This window comes from Lepagella muris, from assembly GCF_004793975.1.
Classification (GTDB): Bacteria; Bacteroidota; Bacteroidia; order Bacteroidales; family Muribaculaceae; genus Lepagella; species Lepagella muris.
In genome coordinates this window covers 147,410-164,859 of record NZ_SRYB01000005.1, presented here as the reverse complement: position 1 = coordinate 164,859, position 17,450 = coordinate 147,410, and the positions used below count along the sequence as shown (strand labels likewise).

At 55.6% G+C, this 17,450-nt stretch carries 13 protein-coding genes; 9 read left to right on the top strand and 4 right to left on the bottom strand.

The window, feature by feature from the left end; translation table 11 throughout:
- Nucleotides 1-11: 11 nt before the first annotated feature.
- Nucleotides 12-2,111 (bottom strand): terminase large subunit, encoded by a 2,100-nt coding sequence (locus E5331_RS05240; protein WP_123481766.1) that lies wholly within the window; start codon nt 2,109-2,111, stop codon nt 12-14.
- Nucleotides 2,108-2,536, bottom strand: coding sequence for a hypothetical protein (locus E5331_RS05235; protein ID WP_123481767.1), 429 nt, complete (start codon nt 2,534-2,536; stop codon nt 2,108-2,110). The genes E5331_RS05240 and E5331_RS05235 overlap by 4 nt, the downstream gene beginning before the upstream one ends.
- A 149-nt stretch (nt 2,537-2,685) precedes the next feature.
- Here E5331_RS05235 and E5331_RS05230 point away from each other — a divergent pair, with 149 nt between their 5' ends.
- Both E5331_RS05230 and E5331_RS05225 read left to right on the top strand, forming a co-directional pair.
- A complete protein-coding gene (locus E5331_RS05230; protein ID WP_123481768.1) occupies nt 2,686-3,420 on the top strand; it encodes a hypothetical protein in 735 nt (244 codons plus the stop codon).
- 204 nt (nt 3,421-3,624) lie between these two features.
- A complete protein-coding gene (locus E5331_RS05225) occupies nt 3,625-5,145 on the top strand; it encodes a hypothetical protein (protein ID WP_123481769.1) in 1,521 nt (506 codons plus the stop codon).
- Between the two features lie 163 nt (nt 5,146-5,308).
- Here E5331_RS05225 and E5331_RS20285 read toward each other — a convergent pair whose 3' ends face one another.
- A complete protein-coding gene (locus tag E5331_RS20285) occupies nt 5,309-5,470 on the bottom strand; it encodes a hypothetical protein (RefSeq protein ID WP_168355149.1) in 162 nt (53 codons plus the stop codon).
- Between the two features lie 243 nt (nt 5,471-5,713).
- Between E5331_RS20285 and E5331_RS05220 the strand changes: the two genes are divergently transcribed.
- Entirely contained in the window at nt 5,714-5,902 is a 189-nt protein-coding gene (locus E5331_RS05220; RefSeq protein WP_135986002.1) for a hypothetical protein, read from the top strand.
- Here the strand turns inward: E5331_RS05220 and E5331_RS05215 are convergent.
- The gene (locus tag E5331_RS05215; RefSeq protein ID WP_135986004.1) at nt 5,892-6,098 is read right to left on the bottom strand and encodes a hypothetical protein; all 207 of its coding nucleotides are present in this window, start codon (nt 6,096-6,098) and stop codon (nt 5,892-5,894) included. The genes E5331_RS05220 and E5331_RS05215 overlap by 11 nt on opposite strands.
- Between E5331_RS05215 and E5331_RS05210 the strand changes: the two genes are divergently transcribed.
- The 6 genes from E5331_RS05210 (at nt 6,063) to E5331_RS05185 (ending at nt 17,440) form a co-directional block, all read left to right on the top strand.
- Entirely contained in the window at nt 6,063-6,548 is a 486-nt protein-coding gene (locus E5331_RS05210) for a hypothetical protein (protein WP_135986006.1), read from the top strand. The genes E5331_RS05215 and E5331_RS05210 overlap by 36 nt on opposite strands.
- 81 nt (nt 6,549-6,629) lie before the next feature.
- Nucleotides 6,630-14,504 carry a phage tail fiber protein gene (locus E5331_RS05205; protein WP_136013218.1) on the top strand — a complete coding sequence of 2,625 codons (7,875 nt, stop codon included), beginning with the start codon at nt 6,630-6,632 and terminating at the stop codon, nt 14,502-14,504.
- A gap of 53 nt (nt 14,505-14,557) precedes the next feature.
- Nucleotides 14,558-14,887 (top strand): hypothetical protein, encoded by a 330-nt coding sequence (locus E5331_RS05200; RefSeq protein ID WP_123481773.1) that lies wholly within the window; start codon nt 14,558-14,560, stop codon nt 14,885-14,887.
- Nucleotides 14,888-14,977: 90 nt separating this feature from the next.
- Nucleotides 14,978-15,418 carry a hypothetical protein gene (locus E5331_RS05195; RefSeq protein WP_135985404.1) on the top strand — a complete coding sequence of 147 codons (441 nt, stop codon included), beginning with the start codon at nt 14,978-14,980 and terminating at the stop codon, nt 15,416-15,418.
- Nucleotides 15,415-16,914 (top strand): hypothetical protein, encoded by a 1,500-nt coding sequence (locus E5331_RS05190; protein WP_123481775.1) that lies wholly within the window; start codon nt 15,415-15,417, stop codon nt 16,912-16,914. Before E5331_RS05195 ends, E5331_RS05190 begins: the two co-directional genes overlap by 4 nt.
- Before the next feature lie 73 nt (nt 16,915-16,987).
- Nucleotides 16,988-17,440, top strand: coding sequence for a phage holin family protein (locus E5331_RS05185; RefSeq protein WP_123481776.1), 453 nt, complete (start codon nt 16,988-16,990; stop codon nt 17,438-17,440).
- The last annotated feature ends 10 nt before the right edge of the window (nt 17,441-17,450 follow it).

Sequence of the window (17,450 nt, the reverse complement as noted above, 5' to 3'; positions counted from 1 at the left end):
GTTGCCTATTATCAGAACGCAGCCTCCGATATTGCGCCTCTCCCTTTCCGTCGTGCGCGCGATGTCGTCACGATCTTAGGAATCTCCATCTCCGAGAAGCAGATGTGCAGCCCGATTGCTCGTGTCATGAGCAGGTCGTCATGATGACCCACGATTGCACCGTAGCTTCCGTTCTGCCGTCGCTCATATTGTAGATACTCGGTCAATACATCCTCATCACGCTCCACATACAGACGCTCCCTCACAATCCTCACAAGCGACGAGATGATCAGCGGCTTGGTCTTCGTGTTCGTATGGAAACCGTATTTCACCGGCACGTGGTTCCGTATCTCCTCATCCGACTGCGACCGCGCATAAAGATTATCATACACGCTCTTTATCTGGTTCAGGATATACCCCGACTGGTCCCCCTCCACCTGTCGCTCCCTGTCATGCGTCTCCAGAGTGTTGCTCTCGATCACCAGCAGCGAGTCATTGTAATACTTCGCTATCTGCGCCGCCTTCCATGCTATCTGGTCAATGTCGAGATGCCCCCGCCATTGCGCCACAACCGCCGGACGTCCCTCCGTCTCCATCATATCCATCCGGTCAAACACCGCTATCACCGACCAGTCAGCCTTATCCGACCGTCCGCCTATATCCACCACCGTCAGGTATCTGTCCGTTATGCGCTCCTCCTCCAAGTCCGGTTCCGGAAGCGACCACACCTTCAGGCAGCCCTGTCTGTCCTCCGAGAAATGCAGGTTATCAAGAGCCTTCTCTCCATACTCGCCGTTCCCCGTTACCTCCCCGACGTACACCGGCGGGCGGCACGTCCGCCTCAACGGCTCCACACGATATTTGTCAAACACCATCGATCCGGAATGCACAAATGCCTCGATGTCGTCCGTAGGATACTCCGCAGCCATGACCGCGTGCGAATCCTTCCCCGACCGTTCCGTGACGTACCACTTTATCCCCTCCAGCGGCGCGCCTTGCGTCCATAACCACCAGAGATAACGCCCCGGCTCCTCCCTGTTGCTCCCCACGTTCGCGTTCAGCCTGTTCTCTATCAGCTTCTCGGCAAACTCTCGCTTCTCCTCCTCTGTCTCGAATTCCTCCCTGTATAGGTCTATGTCATACCATGAGATGAACAGCGATGCAAACTGCGACTTACCCTCCTTTGCGGCCTTATACTCCCGCTCGAAGAAATTTCCAGTCCCGTTGGCAGTCGACTCGTAAATGATCATGGTGTACGGCCGCAGCAATATGCCTGAACACGCCGACCTCACGACCGAATCCGGACTCTTCATGTCCGTCGGTGCCCAGAGTCCCACCTCCGAGCAATGCACCAGCGAATACGAGTCGCCGCGCAATGCGTCCGGCGATTCGTATGACGCTATCGTGATCGTGCAGTCCCTCTGCGGGATCTTCTTGTAGTCACCCGTCAGACCCACGTTCACCATCTTAGCCTCATTCGCGTCATAAGCCTCACCGACCCTGTGCAGCAACCCCACCGGATAGCGCGACAACGCACGGTCATACATAGCCTTGATAGCGAACGAAGTCTTCTTCGTCTGTGATATTATCACCGAATTCAGACCGACACGGTGCACAAGCTGCAACCATGCCATATAAAGTTGCGATGTCGTTGACCCTCCCCATTGCCGTGCCTTCAGAAGCACCATCCTTATCGGCCTGTTAGCCGTCCGGAACCTCTCCAGCATATTTACAAACTTCCGCTGCGGACGCGACAGCCGGAACAATATCTCACCCTCACCCGTCTCCTTCGATAGGATATACACGTGCACCGCCGCCCAGAACGGGAAATCATACCTGTTGCGCAGCCGTACGAAACTCTCCACTACCGACTCCATCGCATCCTCATCGGCCTCACATCCCAGCCGCTCCCTGATAAACCTCTCCACCGTCCCCGACTCCCGCAGCTTCTGCACGAGCGGCACCTTCATCATCCCTGTCGGGAGCCACTGCCGTCTTATCGGATAGTCCGGAAGCTCCAGCAGGAAACGTTCGCCTACCGACCCTTTACCCGTCACCGGATTGAACTCCGCATTCACCGCCTCATTGCGCCGGGCATTCTCTTGCAATATCTCTTCTATAGTTGGCTTCATACATCCGCGAAATTTATGCGCGACCGTGCGCGTTGGCTCTTGCAGTGATAATGATAGAAGATCCCCACCGTCCCCGGCGTCAGATAAAACTCCGGTGCCGGCTGATGGATCACAGTCGTTACAAGCTCGATGATCCGTGCATCCGGATGCTCCTCCATCAGCACGCGCACCCTCCGCAGTATTTCCCTGAACATCGCCTCCCGCCCGGCTCTCATACGCTGCAACGGACGCCCCGCAAGCATCGCCGACACCACGTATGACGCTCGCTCCTCCGACACCCAGAACCTCGATGCCGGCGACTTCGCGATGATTTTACACACCTCACTGCGCGACAGACCGCCGCGCGAGTTTATCTCCCGGAACAATAGGAAGATCTCCCTGTTCCGCTCTCTGGCATATTCTATCACTGCCCCTTTTCGTCTCATAATTTTAGCCTTGGATTAATATTCTATGGATTAGGATAGGAAACTGTGTCCCATATCGCAAAAATAACTCATGCAGACTTTAAAACATAAGGCTGCAAACCATATTCTGCTCGTTATCTTCGCGAAAGAAACCACCATTACCAAGCGATATGGCTGATACAAAAGAAAATAAGAGCCGACGCGACGCTCATATTGAAAGATTGCGTAAGAAATATCCCGACAAGGCATTCGCCGACGACGAGGAGATTTTCTCCCAGATTTCCGATGATTACGACGATTACGACCGTCGCCTCGGTGAGTCCGCGAAGCGGGAGCAGGCTTTCTCCGACATGTTCACGTCCGACCCGCGCTCCGCCCGCCTCATGATGGACTGGAAGAACGGCGACGATCCCGCCGTCGCCCTCATCCGCATCTACGGCAAGGACGACCTCCTCGACGCCATCAACGACCCCGAAAAGCTCGACGAGATTGCAAAGGCCAATAAGGAATTTGCCGAACGCATCAAGAAGGAGACTCAATACGAGGAGGAATACAAGCAGAATCTCACCCAGACCTTGAAGGGACTCGAATCCTACGTGCAGCAGAACGGCATCTCCGACGACGATCTTGATGCAGCTATGCAGCGCCTCACCGAGATCTGTCGCGACTACATCCTCGGAAAGGTCTCTCCCGAAACCGTCGAGATGCTCATGAAGGGCATCAACCACGACTCCGACGTCGCCGCAGCATCGCAGGAAGGCGAGATTGCCGGACGCAACGCACGCATTGAGGAGACTCTCCGCAAGCCGCAGTCCGACGGCACGGTCCCCCTCGGCGGAAAGAACGCCGCCCCTCCACGCAAGAAGACCCCGTCAATCTTCGACATAGCTGCACAGGCACGATGATATGAACGGCTCCCAACTGAAAATTGTCGGAAGCCGCTCCTCCGACGCCCCCGTCCGCGGCTCCGCAGGCATACCCTGCCACGCTCCCGGATGCTCCGCCACCGTCAGCGCCCTCGCCGACCTCTCCGGCGGGATTCGTCCCGGCTTGATCATTGAGCCCTCCTGAATCAGAATCCGAATATTAATCATAACATAATCCATCAAATGGCAACAGACAATGCAACTGGAGGTCCCGTCGTGACAGGCGCACAGACCCCGACCACATCCCCCGGTCATGCCGGGCTCCCAACTCAGCTCCCCGGCGAGTCAACCACCGTCAGCACCGTGGCGGCAGCCACCGGGGGAATCGCACCCGGCAACCTCATCGACACCGACATCGACGAGAACCTTTTCCGGTTTAACTCCGACGACACACCGCTCATGCAGATCATGCTCCGCGCAAAGCGTGTAAAGGTAAACTCACCCGTCATACAGCACTACGCCATCGACGAGCCCCGTGCACGCATCGTCACGAAGGCAGCCGTAGGCGACGGCACGACAGACCGCGTCACTCTCAGTCTCGAGAACACCGACAAGAAACTTCTCCAGCCGTTCACCACCGTCCTTGTCAAGGGCGTCGACGGCTACGACGCAAAGGGCGCGACAGCCACACCCGGAGAAGACCTAATGCTCTTCGTCACCGGGAAAGACAACGACGGTGCGCCCATCGCCATGGCAATCAACGGGAAGAAGACCACCGAGACCGACGAGGTCTCCAACGTCCCCGAAATTCCGGCCGGCACAACGCTCGTCATTATGTCAACCGCCATGTTCGAGACACAGAAGGAAGTCGCTCCAAACCTCATCGTCCCTATGCCCACCGAGATCTACGCACAGAAACGAGGGTTCAACTCAATCGTCAGCGACTATTTCGAGAGCGTCAAGAAAAGAATCCCATTCTCTCAAGCACTCATCGCCGAGGCGCAGATTGCCGATTTCAAGGTCAAGGGCAACCGCACGCTATGGGCAGGTCGTAAGGGCAAGATCCAGATCGAGACCCCACTCGGAATCCAGAGCATCTACACCACCGAAGGCATACGCTACCAGATCAAGCGACACCTCGACAAGGTTGGTAAATGGACCTTCGAGGAGCTCATCTCCCTCGCAAAAATGATCTTCACCGGCGACGACGTTCCCAAGAGCGTAATCGCACTCTGTGGAAAGAACTTCCTCGAAAACATCCAGACAATCGACTATTCCAAGCACCCCGAAGTGCAGATCATTGTCAAGACAAACCCCGTCGGATGGTCCGTATCCACAATCCACACCGTCTTCGGCGACATCGAGCTCAAGCACGAACCCACACTCGACCGTCTCGGTTGGAGCAACTCCGCCGGAGTCATTGCCTACGACCGCCTCGTCCACTACGTCTACTCCGCCGAGCATAAGGACAGCGAGCGCATCGAGGGTCACGAGGCAAAACGCGAGTCCACCGTTGTCTGGGATGCACTTGCCCTCAAAGGAAGCTGCCACATCTGGATCGACGGAGAAGGGGAGAGTCCCGCAGCCGGTGCCGAGTCCTACATCATGTGGGCATCCGCCGACGCTCCTGCCACTCCTGTCGAGGGCACTATCTACGTCCTCCTTGCCGACTGCCCCGGCATCAACGCAAACGCCGTCTGCGGCGAGGCATGGCAATACAAGAACAAAACTTGGAAGGAATTCTCCGGCATAATCCACGGCTGATCCCCGATGCAGACATAATCCCGAGGGGGAGGGGAGGCACAGCTCCGCCCCTCCCTCATCCTAAAAAATACCCCACATGAAAAAAAGAAAAACTACCTACGGCGTCTACGGACTCATAGAATGGGGCGCGCGCATCCCATTCGGCAAAGGCTGCGTCCAGATCTCATTCTCCGGAGGCTCCAAGACCCCCAACGGCATCATCCCCGCCACCTACACGACCGACAACCCCGTCATCCAGCTCGCCATAGAGCAGTCCCCCGACTTCCGTGCCGGAAAAATCCGCAGTGTCCGCACCATCCCCCTCAACGAGGAGATCCGCGTCCACACCAATCCCGCCCCCTCCCTCCCGGTCGTAGAAGCCCCCGCCGCCGGGGTTGCTCCCCAATCCCCTTGCTCCGCTCCAGCCCCTTCCCCCGCTGATGTTGCTTCAGGTCAATCCCCTTGCTCCGCCCCGGAGCAAGCCTCCTCCGTCGCCGCCCAGCGTCAGTTTCGCGCCGAAGGCGTCCCCGTCCCGGAGATTCCATCTCCGGAAGCTCCCTCCGCCGCCTTGAGTCCTGAGCCCGAGGTCATGGCCTCGGGCTCCATCCCTGCCGCCAGCGAGTCAGCCTCCGCTCCCCACGTAATGGAATTTGCCTGTCTCCCCGATGCCCGCGAATACCTCAAGAAAGAATTCGGCTACGAAGAGCGCGAGGTCCGCACCACCGCACAGGCAAAATCCGCCGCACGATCCCACGGACTGGAAATCATCATAGCATGATGGCATGAAAGTCAAGACCGACGAACTTACCCGTGCCGTCCGTGTCGCCATCGACATGAACCGTACCGACACCCCCCTCCTTGCCGTCGGCGACTCCGACACGCTCACCCTCGACACACTCATAAAGGCGAAGCTCCCCGACGCACTCCGCCTTGTCGAGATGGAAGCCCCACTGTTCATGCTCGAATCCGGACACATACTCGAACCCGGCGAGGAATCCACATTCTTCATCGGCTCCGACGGAAAAGGATTCCTCGTCCTCCCCGACGACTTCATGCGCCTAATATCATTCCAGATGAGCGACTGGGACCGTCCCGTCTTCGAGGCAATCACCGAATCCGACCCTATCTACAGGCAGCAGGCATCCCCCTTCAAAGGGATATGCGGCAACCCGGAACGCCCCGTTGTCGCACTCGTCCGTCGCGCCGAAGGCAAGGTGCTCGAATTCTACTCCTGCCGCAACGCCGACGCCACAATCGCACAGGCGTGCTACCTCCCCATCCCCCGCATCGATGCCGACGGGGCACTCGACATCCCCGAAGACCTCTACAGCGCCACAGTCTACCGTGCCGCCTCCCTCGTCCTCGCGGCACTCGGCGACCAGCTCGCCACCACAATGCTCGAACTTTCCAAATCCATGATATAGTCCCGATTACTGGAGTCCCGTGCCCGAGGCCACGGCCGAGGGGATCCTCTCCAAAAGCAAAAAAAACAAACCCCATCCACGATGAGCAAAGACAGCCAAGACATACAAGGCCATCTCAACGTCTCCCAGAACACCGTCATCGGCGGCGACCTCGAACTCAACGGCAACGCATGCATCGACCACGACCTAAACGTAAAAGGTTGGTTCGAGGCACGCAACTTCCGCGGAGCCATGAAAGGACTGTACGCCACCATCGACGACCTCCGCCGTCGTTACCCCTGTCCACTCCCCGGATGGTACGCCGTCGTTGGCGACACAATCCCCGGCGATGTCTACCGCAGCGAAGCCGGACAGTGGATCCCCACAGGCGGGAAGGGTGGGGGGATGTCCCTATACATCGACGGCTCCATAGCCGACCGCCTCACAATAATTGCCGGCATGAGCGACGAAGACCGCCAATGGGTCCTCACCCTCCTCGACGCCCTCGAAGGCGACGGCGACGTGAGCTGTCCCAGTGCCGACATTGCAAAGAAAGCCGACAAGAGCACGACGATTTCCGCCGGAACAGGATTGACGGGTGGGGGAGACCTTTCGGCAGACCGCACCCTATCACTTGCCGAGAGCGGCGTGACCGCCGGCACCTACACGAAGCTCACTGTCGATGCCTACGGACGTGTGACATCCGGCGCCACGCTTTCCGCCACCGACATCCCGACCCTCCCTATTTCCAAGATCACCGGATTGCAGACCTCCCTCGACGGCAAGCTCGACAAAACCACGTTCAACGACCTGTTCGAGAAAGTGTCGCTCGGCAACGGCGAGTACGCGATCAAGGCGAAATACGGCTTCTACTCCGTCGGCGGTGTGTCCGCCCTCGGCAACGGCAATGTGTCGGGCAGCGGCGGTGGCGGCTCGTATGGTCTGATGAAGGCGTGGCCATCCGCCGACCCCGGAACAAACACCACAGATGCACTCGCTGCGAACCTCGGCTATGACCTGCACACAAGGGTCAAGAGCCTTGAGGGTGGCAGCGCATTGTCCGTGACCACGACAGGCACGGGCAACGCAGTGACCGCGATAGCCAAGAGCGGCACCGCAATCACCGTGACCAAGGGCGCGACATTCCTCACGAGCCACCAGTCGCTCGCGAATTATGTGAATCTGAATGGAGCGCAGACAATATCCGGACAGAAGACGTTCTCCAATTCAATCGTGATTCCGCAAGGATCATACATATATGGTAAGAACGAGACATCCGGAGGAATACTGTTTTTTGACGGCACGCGCACCGTCATAGGGAGCGTCGGGGCAACGTCCACGGCGGCGACCCACCTTAGAAGCAAGACGGGACATCTCACTGTCGGGACAGGAAACAGCGGGACATACAATGTGCTTGATTCCGGCAACTACTCCACCTATGCCCTGCCCAAGTCATCCTACACGGCAGCGGATGTGCTGGCGAAGCTGAAGACCGTTGACGGCTCCGGCAGCGGCCTTGATGCCGACCTCCTGGACGGGATACACGCAGGCGGATTGTTCACTGCCTTCACGAACAATGCCTCTGACCAGCTCTCAATCACGATCGGAGGCACGACAAAGGCGGTCACACCGAAGGCGGTGGGCAACTATCATTACATGAGTTTCGGCGTTTCAGACAACGGCGGCAAGCCGAGCTACCTGCTTATCGCCGACGTGACCACATGGTACAACAAGACCGAGGGCGACGGTGGATCTGACGCGGGCATCATCGGCTATATGTATGGTCAGCGTGGAGGCAACATGGCAGGCACTGTGGTTCAGAAAATCATAGCGATGTGCTGCTATAACCGCACCTACCGCAAGATGATCACGGACGACACCACATATCTGCGCCCGAGGGTAGTGTCATACAACGGCAAGTATTATATCGCGCTCTACAAGACAGGGAGCGGACGCAACCACTATTTTGTCGGATATAAGGCAAATCTTCTTTCCGAGTTCATTTCCGTGCCGTGTGAATCCGACGGCACGGCCGCGGGTCTCTCCGTGGTGTATGACACATCCGGAGTAAATCTTTATGGCAATATATCCACCGCCACGAAGCTCCAGACCGCCCGCACCCTGTGGGGGCAGTCGTTCAACGGCACGGCGAACGTCAGCGGCGACATTACAGGCACAGGCAACATCATCCCCACCACTACCCATGCATCGACCATAGGCACCTCCACAAAGGTATATGAGCGTGCCTATCTGCGATACATAGATACGGATAGCGGCTACAACCTGCGCATCTGCGTCGCCGGCACCGAGAAAATATCGGTGCATACAAACGGTAACGTCGGTATTGGACAGACCGCTCCCGCCTATAATCTTGACGTGACGGGCACACTGCGCACGACAGGGCAGGCAACCCTGGCAAGCGTGAGGATAGGAGACTGCACAATCACATGGGATTCCGCAAGCAAGGCATTGAAGTTTAATACGGGCATATATTCCACGGGAGGCGTCTCCGCCCTCGGCAACGGCAATGTGTCGGGCAGCGGTTCGGGAAGTTCCTACTCCCGCTTGGACGGGTGGACTGACTACACCGCAGACAAGTCGCTCCACGTCCTCTCTGCGAAATTAGGCTACGATCTATACACCAACAAGGCAGACAAGACGCTGTTGGCATCCTATATAAAGACCGACGGCACCAACGGCACCGCTCCCGGTGTCACCGCGCTAATCAACAAGCTGACGGAGGGGGATTCCAACGTCACAGACTCCACCCTGTTTGTGACATCCCATGCGTCAACACCTGCCGGCAACAACTATTACCGTAGGAAGGCAACATTTGTTTGGAACTACATCAAGGGTAAGACGGATGCCCTCTATCTGAAACTTTCGGGGGGCTCGATGGCAAACACCAATCTTGTGACGAATCTCAATGCAGATTTGTTGGACGGTCTTCACGCATCCCGATTCACCCGTGTATGCTCCGGTAGGACTCTTGAAACAGGAACAAAATACATACTTCTCGGCACACTGCCCACATCATCCAATTCCACCTTTGACTCGCTACACATAACGGGTGACATAGGCGGCTTCGGAGGAACCGAAAAGGCAGTGATCGACATATATGCCGGCAGACGTAACGGTGTAGGCATAAGAGGATTTGTGACTAACCAATCCTCAGCCACGTGGGACATCGGTGTCAATGCCGCAGGACAGGTGTATCTTATACTGAAAGGTCAGTATGTGACATACAACCTAAATCTCTTCGCATTGCAGGCTACGATAGATTGGACGGGAAACACTTCCACACCGACGGACACCACATTCACATTATTGTCGGCAAGTACACGGATCAGCCGTTTTGTTGATGCAACATTCAAGGGAACTGCGGACGTGGCTTCAAAACTCGGCTCAGCCACCGTCGGAAGTGGGGTGAAACCGATATATCTTAGTTTGGGAACAGCCACCGCATCGTCTTCCACGGTGGGGGCGGCAAACCGTCCCGTGTATATGAACGCTGGCACAATCACAGCAGGGACATACACGTTCGGCAACGCAAACGGCAACGCCCCGATAAGCAACGGTACGGTCAACACCAACCTTAATGCCGACATGTTGGACGGTGTGCATAACGGGAGTTTAACTGCTAAATATATAACTGCCATTACATTCGATAATGCTTCGGATATACCCTCTAATGCTTTTATGTGGCAAGCTAACGGCAATGTTACAGATGTAACTACAATGGCATACAAAAGTGGGATCTCCATAGGGAATGGTATGGCTCGAGCATGGCAGATCTTTTCTGGACGAGGCAACAATCATGTCTATTATCGTAATGCGAAAGAGGACATGTCGGGATGGAACGATGATATAAAGACGATTGCCTTCACCACCGACAACGTGGCTTCCGCCTCGAAATTGCAGACCGCACGCACCCTGTGGGGCAAATCATTTGATGGCACTGCAAATGTCACGGGCAACCTCACAAGTGTCGGGAATATCACTGGTTCCGCTGCCATGACAATAAAAGCCAACGGTGCGCTCACACTCCATAGCACTGCAAACATCGCACTGAAAGCCAACGATGACGATACAAAATCCGTGATATTAAACGCCTCCGCATTCAAGCCTTACGATGCCGCGACGACCAAGTTGACTCTCGGCAGTGCGACTGCGCGTTGGGCTACACTCTACGCCACCGGTGGCAACTTCACAGGCGAGGTGGTTTCCACGTCCGCCAACGCATTCCGCGCCAAATACGGCAGCTACGGATTCTTCATCCGGCAGGACGGGGCAAACACATATTTCATGCTGACCGCAAAGGATGATGCCGGAGGGACGTATAATGCGCTCAGACCCTTCCGCATCAACAATGAATCGGGCAATGTCTACATCGGCAACTCGGCTCTGTATGTTGTGCACGGCGGAAATGTCGGCGTGGGGACGACATCCCCATCATACAAACTTCATGTCAGTGGCACATTGGGCGTGACAGGTCTGATAACCGCGTCCGCATCTGGCATCAAGATAGGCGATGCGACAATATCTTGGGATTCCGTAAACAAGGCTCTGAAAGTTGACAGGAGCTTCTACTCCACGGGAGGTGTCAGCGCGTTGGGTTCCGGTTCTGCAAGCGGAAGCGGCGGTTCATCATTCGGATTGATGAGAGCATGGGGGACGTCCGCTCCGCCGTCAACCACCAACGATGCACTTGGAGCGAACCTCGGCTACGACCTGCACACAAGGGTCAAGAGCCTTGAGGGAGGCAGCGCATTGTCCGTGACCACGACAGGCACAGGCAACGCAGTGACCGCTATAGCCAAGAACGGCACCGCAATCACCGTGACCAAGGGCGCGACATTCTTGACGAGCCATCAAGCACTCGACCATATCAATCCCAAAACATACGCAGACCTTAATGCAATGAAACCGACAGGTTTTGAGGTGTCGTTTGCAGGTGGGAGCAATACTACCGCAAACAAACCAAGCGGAGTGGATGCTTACGGCGTATTAGGTTTTCGCAGTGCAAATGGTTGGTATTCTCAATTGTTGCGGTCAACCGTTAGTAATGTTGGTTTATATATAAGGGATTATAATGGTGATAGTGCCACATGGAAAGCTTGGCAAAGAATTGCATTAGCTTCCGACATCCCCACCTCAATGTCGTGGACTGCAATCACGAGCAAGCCTACGACTCTATCGGGTTATGGTATAACGGATGGCATCACTGCTGCTACCGCCGCCTCCACATACGTCAAGAAAGCAGGCGACACCATGACAGGGGCGTTGCAGATAAACATTAACCAAGCCGTCAAGCACCTCGGATTCGGACGTGCCAGCTACAACTACATCGCTGCAACAGCAGCAGGCGGTACATTGGGATTTGTCACCAACGGAAAGGCGGCAGGAGCCGGTGCCAACTGCGACCTCATCATACAGGCAAACAAGCTGAATCCCGGCACCACGAACCTTGTAGACCTTGGCGAATCGACACATCGCTGGAAGAACGTCTACTCCGTACTCGGCAACTTCTCCGGGCAGATCACCTCCTCTGTCGCGACAGGCACGAAGCCATTCAACGTGACCTCCACGACACTCTGCGACAACCTCAACGCCGACCGTCTCGACAACTACCACAAGGAATCCTTCGAAAGCTACTGCAAGACCACCATTGACGCGACAGCACTCGACGCAAACACATGGTACCCCGTCACAATGGCTATCGGCAACTCATTGCAGACGCGCATAAGGATTGAGGGCAGCAACGATGCTCCCGGCGCATGGAACACCCGAACCGACAAGAGGATGGCTCTTATGCTTGACTACACCGTCAACGGATCATCCTACGGTTGGACTTCGGCACAACGTGTCGTCCACAAGTTCATAACCGGTGCGGGCGCGACAGGAAATCCCGTCTGCGGATTGGGGCAGCTAACCAACTCCTCCACGGAATACGTCTATGTACGCGGCGGTGCGAAGTACAACTTCTACACAAGCCGGTTCATCATCCCCACACTGCGCACCGCATCCTACACCGTCAGCAGCCAATCCATCGCCCCAACCACGACACAGCCCGCCCTGATAACCCGCAACGATGCGCTCACCACCGACAACGTGGCGAGTGCTACCAAACTTGTAACCGCCCGCACCCTGTGGGGGCAGTCGTTCAACGGCACGGCAAACGTAACGGGCACATTGTCATCTGTGGGCAGCATCGCCTTTACATCAAAGGATGCAAGCAACATTGGAAGCGCAGCGACAAACGCAGCATCCCTATATGCCAACATGATTCATTCGGGCAACAGCAACAATCTGTGGCTCGGTGCATCAGAAACGGGTGTGATCGGGTTCTACAAAGGTGCCAATGCATCATCCCGCACGGAGCTTGCAAGGATAACTAATGCAGGAAACCTCACGTTAGCTGTTTCGGGCGCATACCTGCAAGCGATAAACGGAAACAGAAAAGTCAGATTTTCGGGACAGGGTGTTACACTGATTCATGATTCATCCTCGGCATTCGGTATGGTGGCTTGTGCCTCTGACGCAACGACCGTATTGGCTCGTGTGTGTGGATCATACGCTGTAAATGATGCGTTGAAGTGGACGTATTATGGCGGCACATACGATTCTCCTGCAATAGCAATCCTCGGCAACAAGAACGTGGGCATCGGCACTACTACACCCTCCACCAAGTTGGATGTCAACGGCTCAACCAAAATCACGGGTACGATGACAATCAACTACACCACCGAAACAGGTATCGCCCTCTACCGCAAGGAAGCAAGCAGCGGAGCGTTCATGCGGTTTTACAATGCGAATCAGACCACAAACTACTACCGTGTCGGTATGTACGGTGATAATCGTTTCGGTATCGGCTATAATAGCGTGGACGCAATCTCTATATCTACAAATGGCAATGTCGGCATCGGTCAAAACACACCTGCGCAGAAACTTGACGTTAACGGACAGATACACGCAAACGGTTGGATAGGCACCACGGGTAATGTCGGATGGAAATCCGACACTCATGGAGGAGGCATCTACATGGCAGACGCAACATGGGTGCGCACATACAACGGCAAGGCATTCTATACGGCGGGTGGAACCATCCGCTCCGACGGCAAGCTGCAATGCGGTGCAAACTCCGAGTTCTCCGTCGACAAGGACGGCAACCTCTCCTCCACAAAGCTCGCCGTGAGGACAAACACCGGAACAGGCGACGGCATATCCCTATACAACGGTGTCAACAATATCCAGTCGTATGGCATACTCTTCGGAAAGACCGCGACATTCGGCACTCATGGAGGAATAACCGGAGATTGGGCGACATACTTCACAATGGACGGGGGAACCAATGCGGCAAAACGCGGTTGGATTTTCCGACATAAGACCGGTGGCAACGTGGCTTCAATTTCACACACGGGCGACGGAAGGTTCTTCGGAAAAGTTTTTGCCTCATTTATGCAGGTCGGTAGTGGTGGAGGAATCACCCAATATCCCGACGACAAGACAGGCTCGACATATTGGTACGGACTCACCTTCGCCGCCGACAACTACGTTCACCTCAACGGCTACAAGGGCATCAAGTTCCGCACCGCGTCAATCACTGCCGAGATCACACAATCGGGTGGGTTCGTCTGCTCCGGAGGCGTAACCTGTCTTTCCGACATGCGCCACAAGACCGTCGTGAGCCAGCTCTCCCTCCGATTGGATGACATCGCAAAGGCGCCCTCATTCCGTCATGTATGGAACGACCGCCCCGACAGGGGCATCCACGTCGGCTCTTCCGCGCAGTATTGGCAGCGCATACTCCCGCAGGTCGTGGAGGGTGGCGACTCCCTCTCCCTCGACTACGGCAAGGCGGCTCTCCTGTCCGTGATATCCGTGGGCAAGGAAACCCTTGACCTCAAAGGCAGGGTCGCTGCCCTTGAAAGGGAAAACAGAAAACTGAAGGAATTAATTTCCACAGGCAATCTTTGACATCCAGAGATTCCTGAAATATATCAAAAAAATGTTTTAAACTCTTTTTAATTATGAATGACAAATTGACATTGAAAGGGATCAACAGTGCCAACCTGACTGTTGACAACTCCAACGACCCGGCAAGGGCGTATGACATCACGGGCAATGTAGACGTGACAGGAAACTCAGCGGGCAACATCGTCGGCTCCGTGGCAGCGGAAGGCGTGAACCTCGCATCATTCAGCGGATATGACGCGGGGAACCTTTCCAAGAACCTCTCCATCAACTTCCAGAACGTGGAGAACGACACTCAGCCTGAAATCCTATCCGCGGTCATCGCGTTCGTCAACAACGTGAGCGAGTCCGTCAAGGGCGGCTCAATCAATACGGCATCATTATAACAATATCCTAAAAAACATCATCAGACAATGAAAGCGACCTACAACGAGATCTTCATCAGCAATCAGATCCTCTCCAACATCCCAACCGTGATGGAAGGGCGAAAGATGCCCGCATCCACCGTCACCACAATCCTGCTGCACCGTCTCGCGCATCAGCGCAAGATGGAGGAATACGAGGAGGCATGCAGGAAAGCCCTCGATGAGCTCAAGAAAGACGAGAAGTACAGTGACTTCGACTCCAGGATACAGGCGCATGAGGAAGCCAAATCCAAGGGCAACGAATATGACAAAGAGTTCGACAAGATTGTGGACGGGCTCACCGAGGCATATTCCGATGTGCGCCGCAAGCAGGCGCAAGTCACAACGGAAGTCGAGATCCAGCCCATGACGCGCAAGGAGCTTGACGACATCGTGGACGTCGTCGGCACGGAGGGCACTATCACAATATCCCATGCCGCTGGCTGCTTCGAGCAGGAGCGCATCCAGTTCCTCGGCATGCTCACAAACTATTTCACCAATCAGCAGAGATGAGCGTGAGCAACGGACTGGTCTCCGCCCCCATCACGATCGCGGAGATGTATTCCCTCTTAGGTCTGGGCACCGCGCAGAGCGACGGTGCCTATGACCTTGCATATCTGTGCGGCAACTCCCACGGCAAGATCTGCAAATGGAGCCGGTGCAAGCCCGTCAGGGGCACCAACCCGTTCGGCACGGACTTCGACCCCGGCACCGGCACAACGCCCGGCAATGCCACCGACAAGACGGGCATCTATGCCGGCAATCGTGGGCAGGCGGCAGGCAAGCCGATATACTGGGGAATGGAATACCCCATGAACACCGCCGAGCAGAACTACTGCAGGAAAGCGACGGGAAACCTGATACAGCTGTGCTATGATGTGGTCGCCATGAGCGGCGGCAATCATTCCAACTTCATATATCGTCCGCCTGTCGCCGGCACTGACTACAGCCGTCTCGCCGATTTCGACGGATACCGCCACAACAACGCTCAGTTCCTTGACGCGGGTGTGGCGGGCGCCGCCGCGGGCATCAACGCGAAGCCGGCAACAATGTCAGTCAACAGATATGACGACGTCAACGTGCCGTTCTACGCCCTAATCCCGGCTGACTCCGTCGGGTGGATGTTCAGATATCTAATCCCCGAGCCCAACGAGTATTACTTCGTCGTGGAGCTGTATAAGACCGCCGACTATGAATCCGTCACCGGGGGCGACTTCTCGACCAAGGTGCCATTCGCGGTCTTCGCGCCGAAGACCACCCTGTATGCCACCACGGGTATGGGGCTGCGCATCGAGGTGCCGCTCTCCGTCATTGAGACACTGGGCGGACTGACTGCCAACAACTACAACTTCATCGCCTGCGTGGGGTTCAACCGCGTGAAGTCCTCGGCGACAAAGACCGACAAGGGTAGCTACTATCAGATTACCCCTGCCAACGCCTACGCGGCGGCAAACGGCGCGGCGTTCATCGCCCCCTACAGCCTCTCCGCCCAGAGATGCGTCACGAAGATAACCGTCACGAAAGCTTCCCCATACATCGCCAACATGCTCCAATACGCGCTCACCACGTCTACCGCCTACGCCAACTTCCCCTCTGCCGAGACGAGGATATCCTCGGATTCGCTGCGCTTCAAGGTGAGGTTTGACAACAACGCCAACAGCACGGCTTATCTCGACAGCCAGATGCAGAAGGCATCCGGACACATAATATTGCGTGCGACTGCCTATGGCTCATTCGACCGGATCCCGCAGAACATGGGATACATATCTGAAGATGACTACTCGAGGTCTAAGCCCATACCCCTGAAAATATCCGACCAGCCCGCGGCAAGTCCCGAAAAAAACAGTTGGTCGATGGCGGCGAAGTCAAAGACGACACTCTACGCACAGGCAAATGCATTGATTCCATACGGCACGACGTCATCAATAGTAATAGAGGTCTCAAATGACGGGGGAAAGACCTGGAACACCACCGGCACTGTGACCGCTTATTTCAGAAGGGTATACTGATGCGCATGCCTCTCATTTGCGAGGAGAGGGCGACGGTATAGATAGAAATTTTACCAAAAAAACTGAAACGAAAATGAATGAGGAAATTTTATTTGGAATCCAGGATCTGATCCGGGTTACGCTCGCTGATTTCGTGAGCGTCATGGGATGGTGGGCGATGTTTGCGATTGCCCTTATTATGGCAGACCTCCGTTTCGGGATCCTTGCGGCAAGGAAACGCGGGGAGCAGATTCGTGGCAGCCGTATGCGCCGCAGGACAATGAACAAGATGCTTGACTATGTGACATGGATTTTCGTGGCATACATCTGCCGTCACTCTTTCGGTGTGGTGTTGGGTGTCCCGCTGGTGTCGATAGCGATTGTGATCTATGTCTATGCCAATGAGTTGAGCAGCGTGATCAACAATTATGCGGAGTATCGCGGCTATGGAAAAATCCTGAATCTTTGGAAGCTGATTATCGGTCGGCACGACATAGGCAAATGCCTGGAGGATGTGTCGGCTAAGAAAACGGAAGAGGATGGCTAAATCTGATATT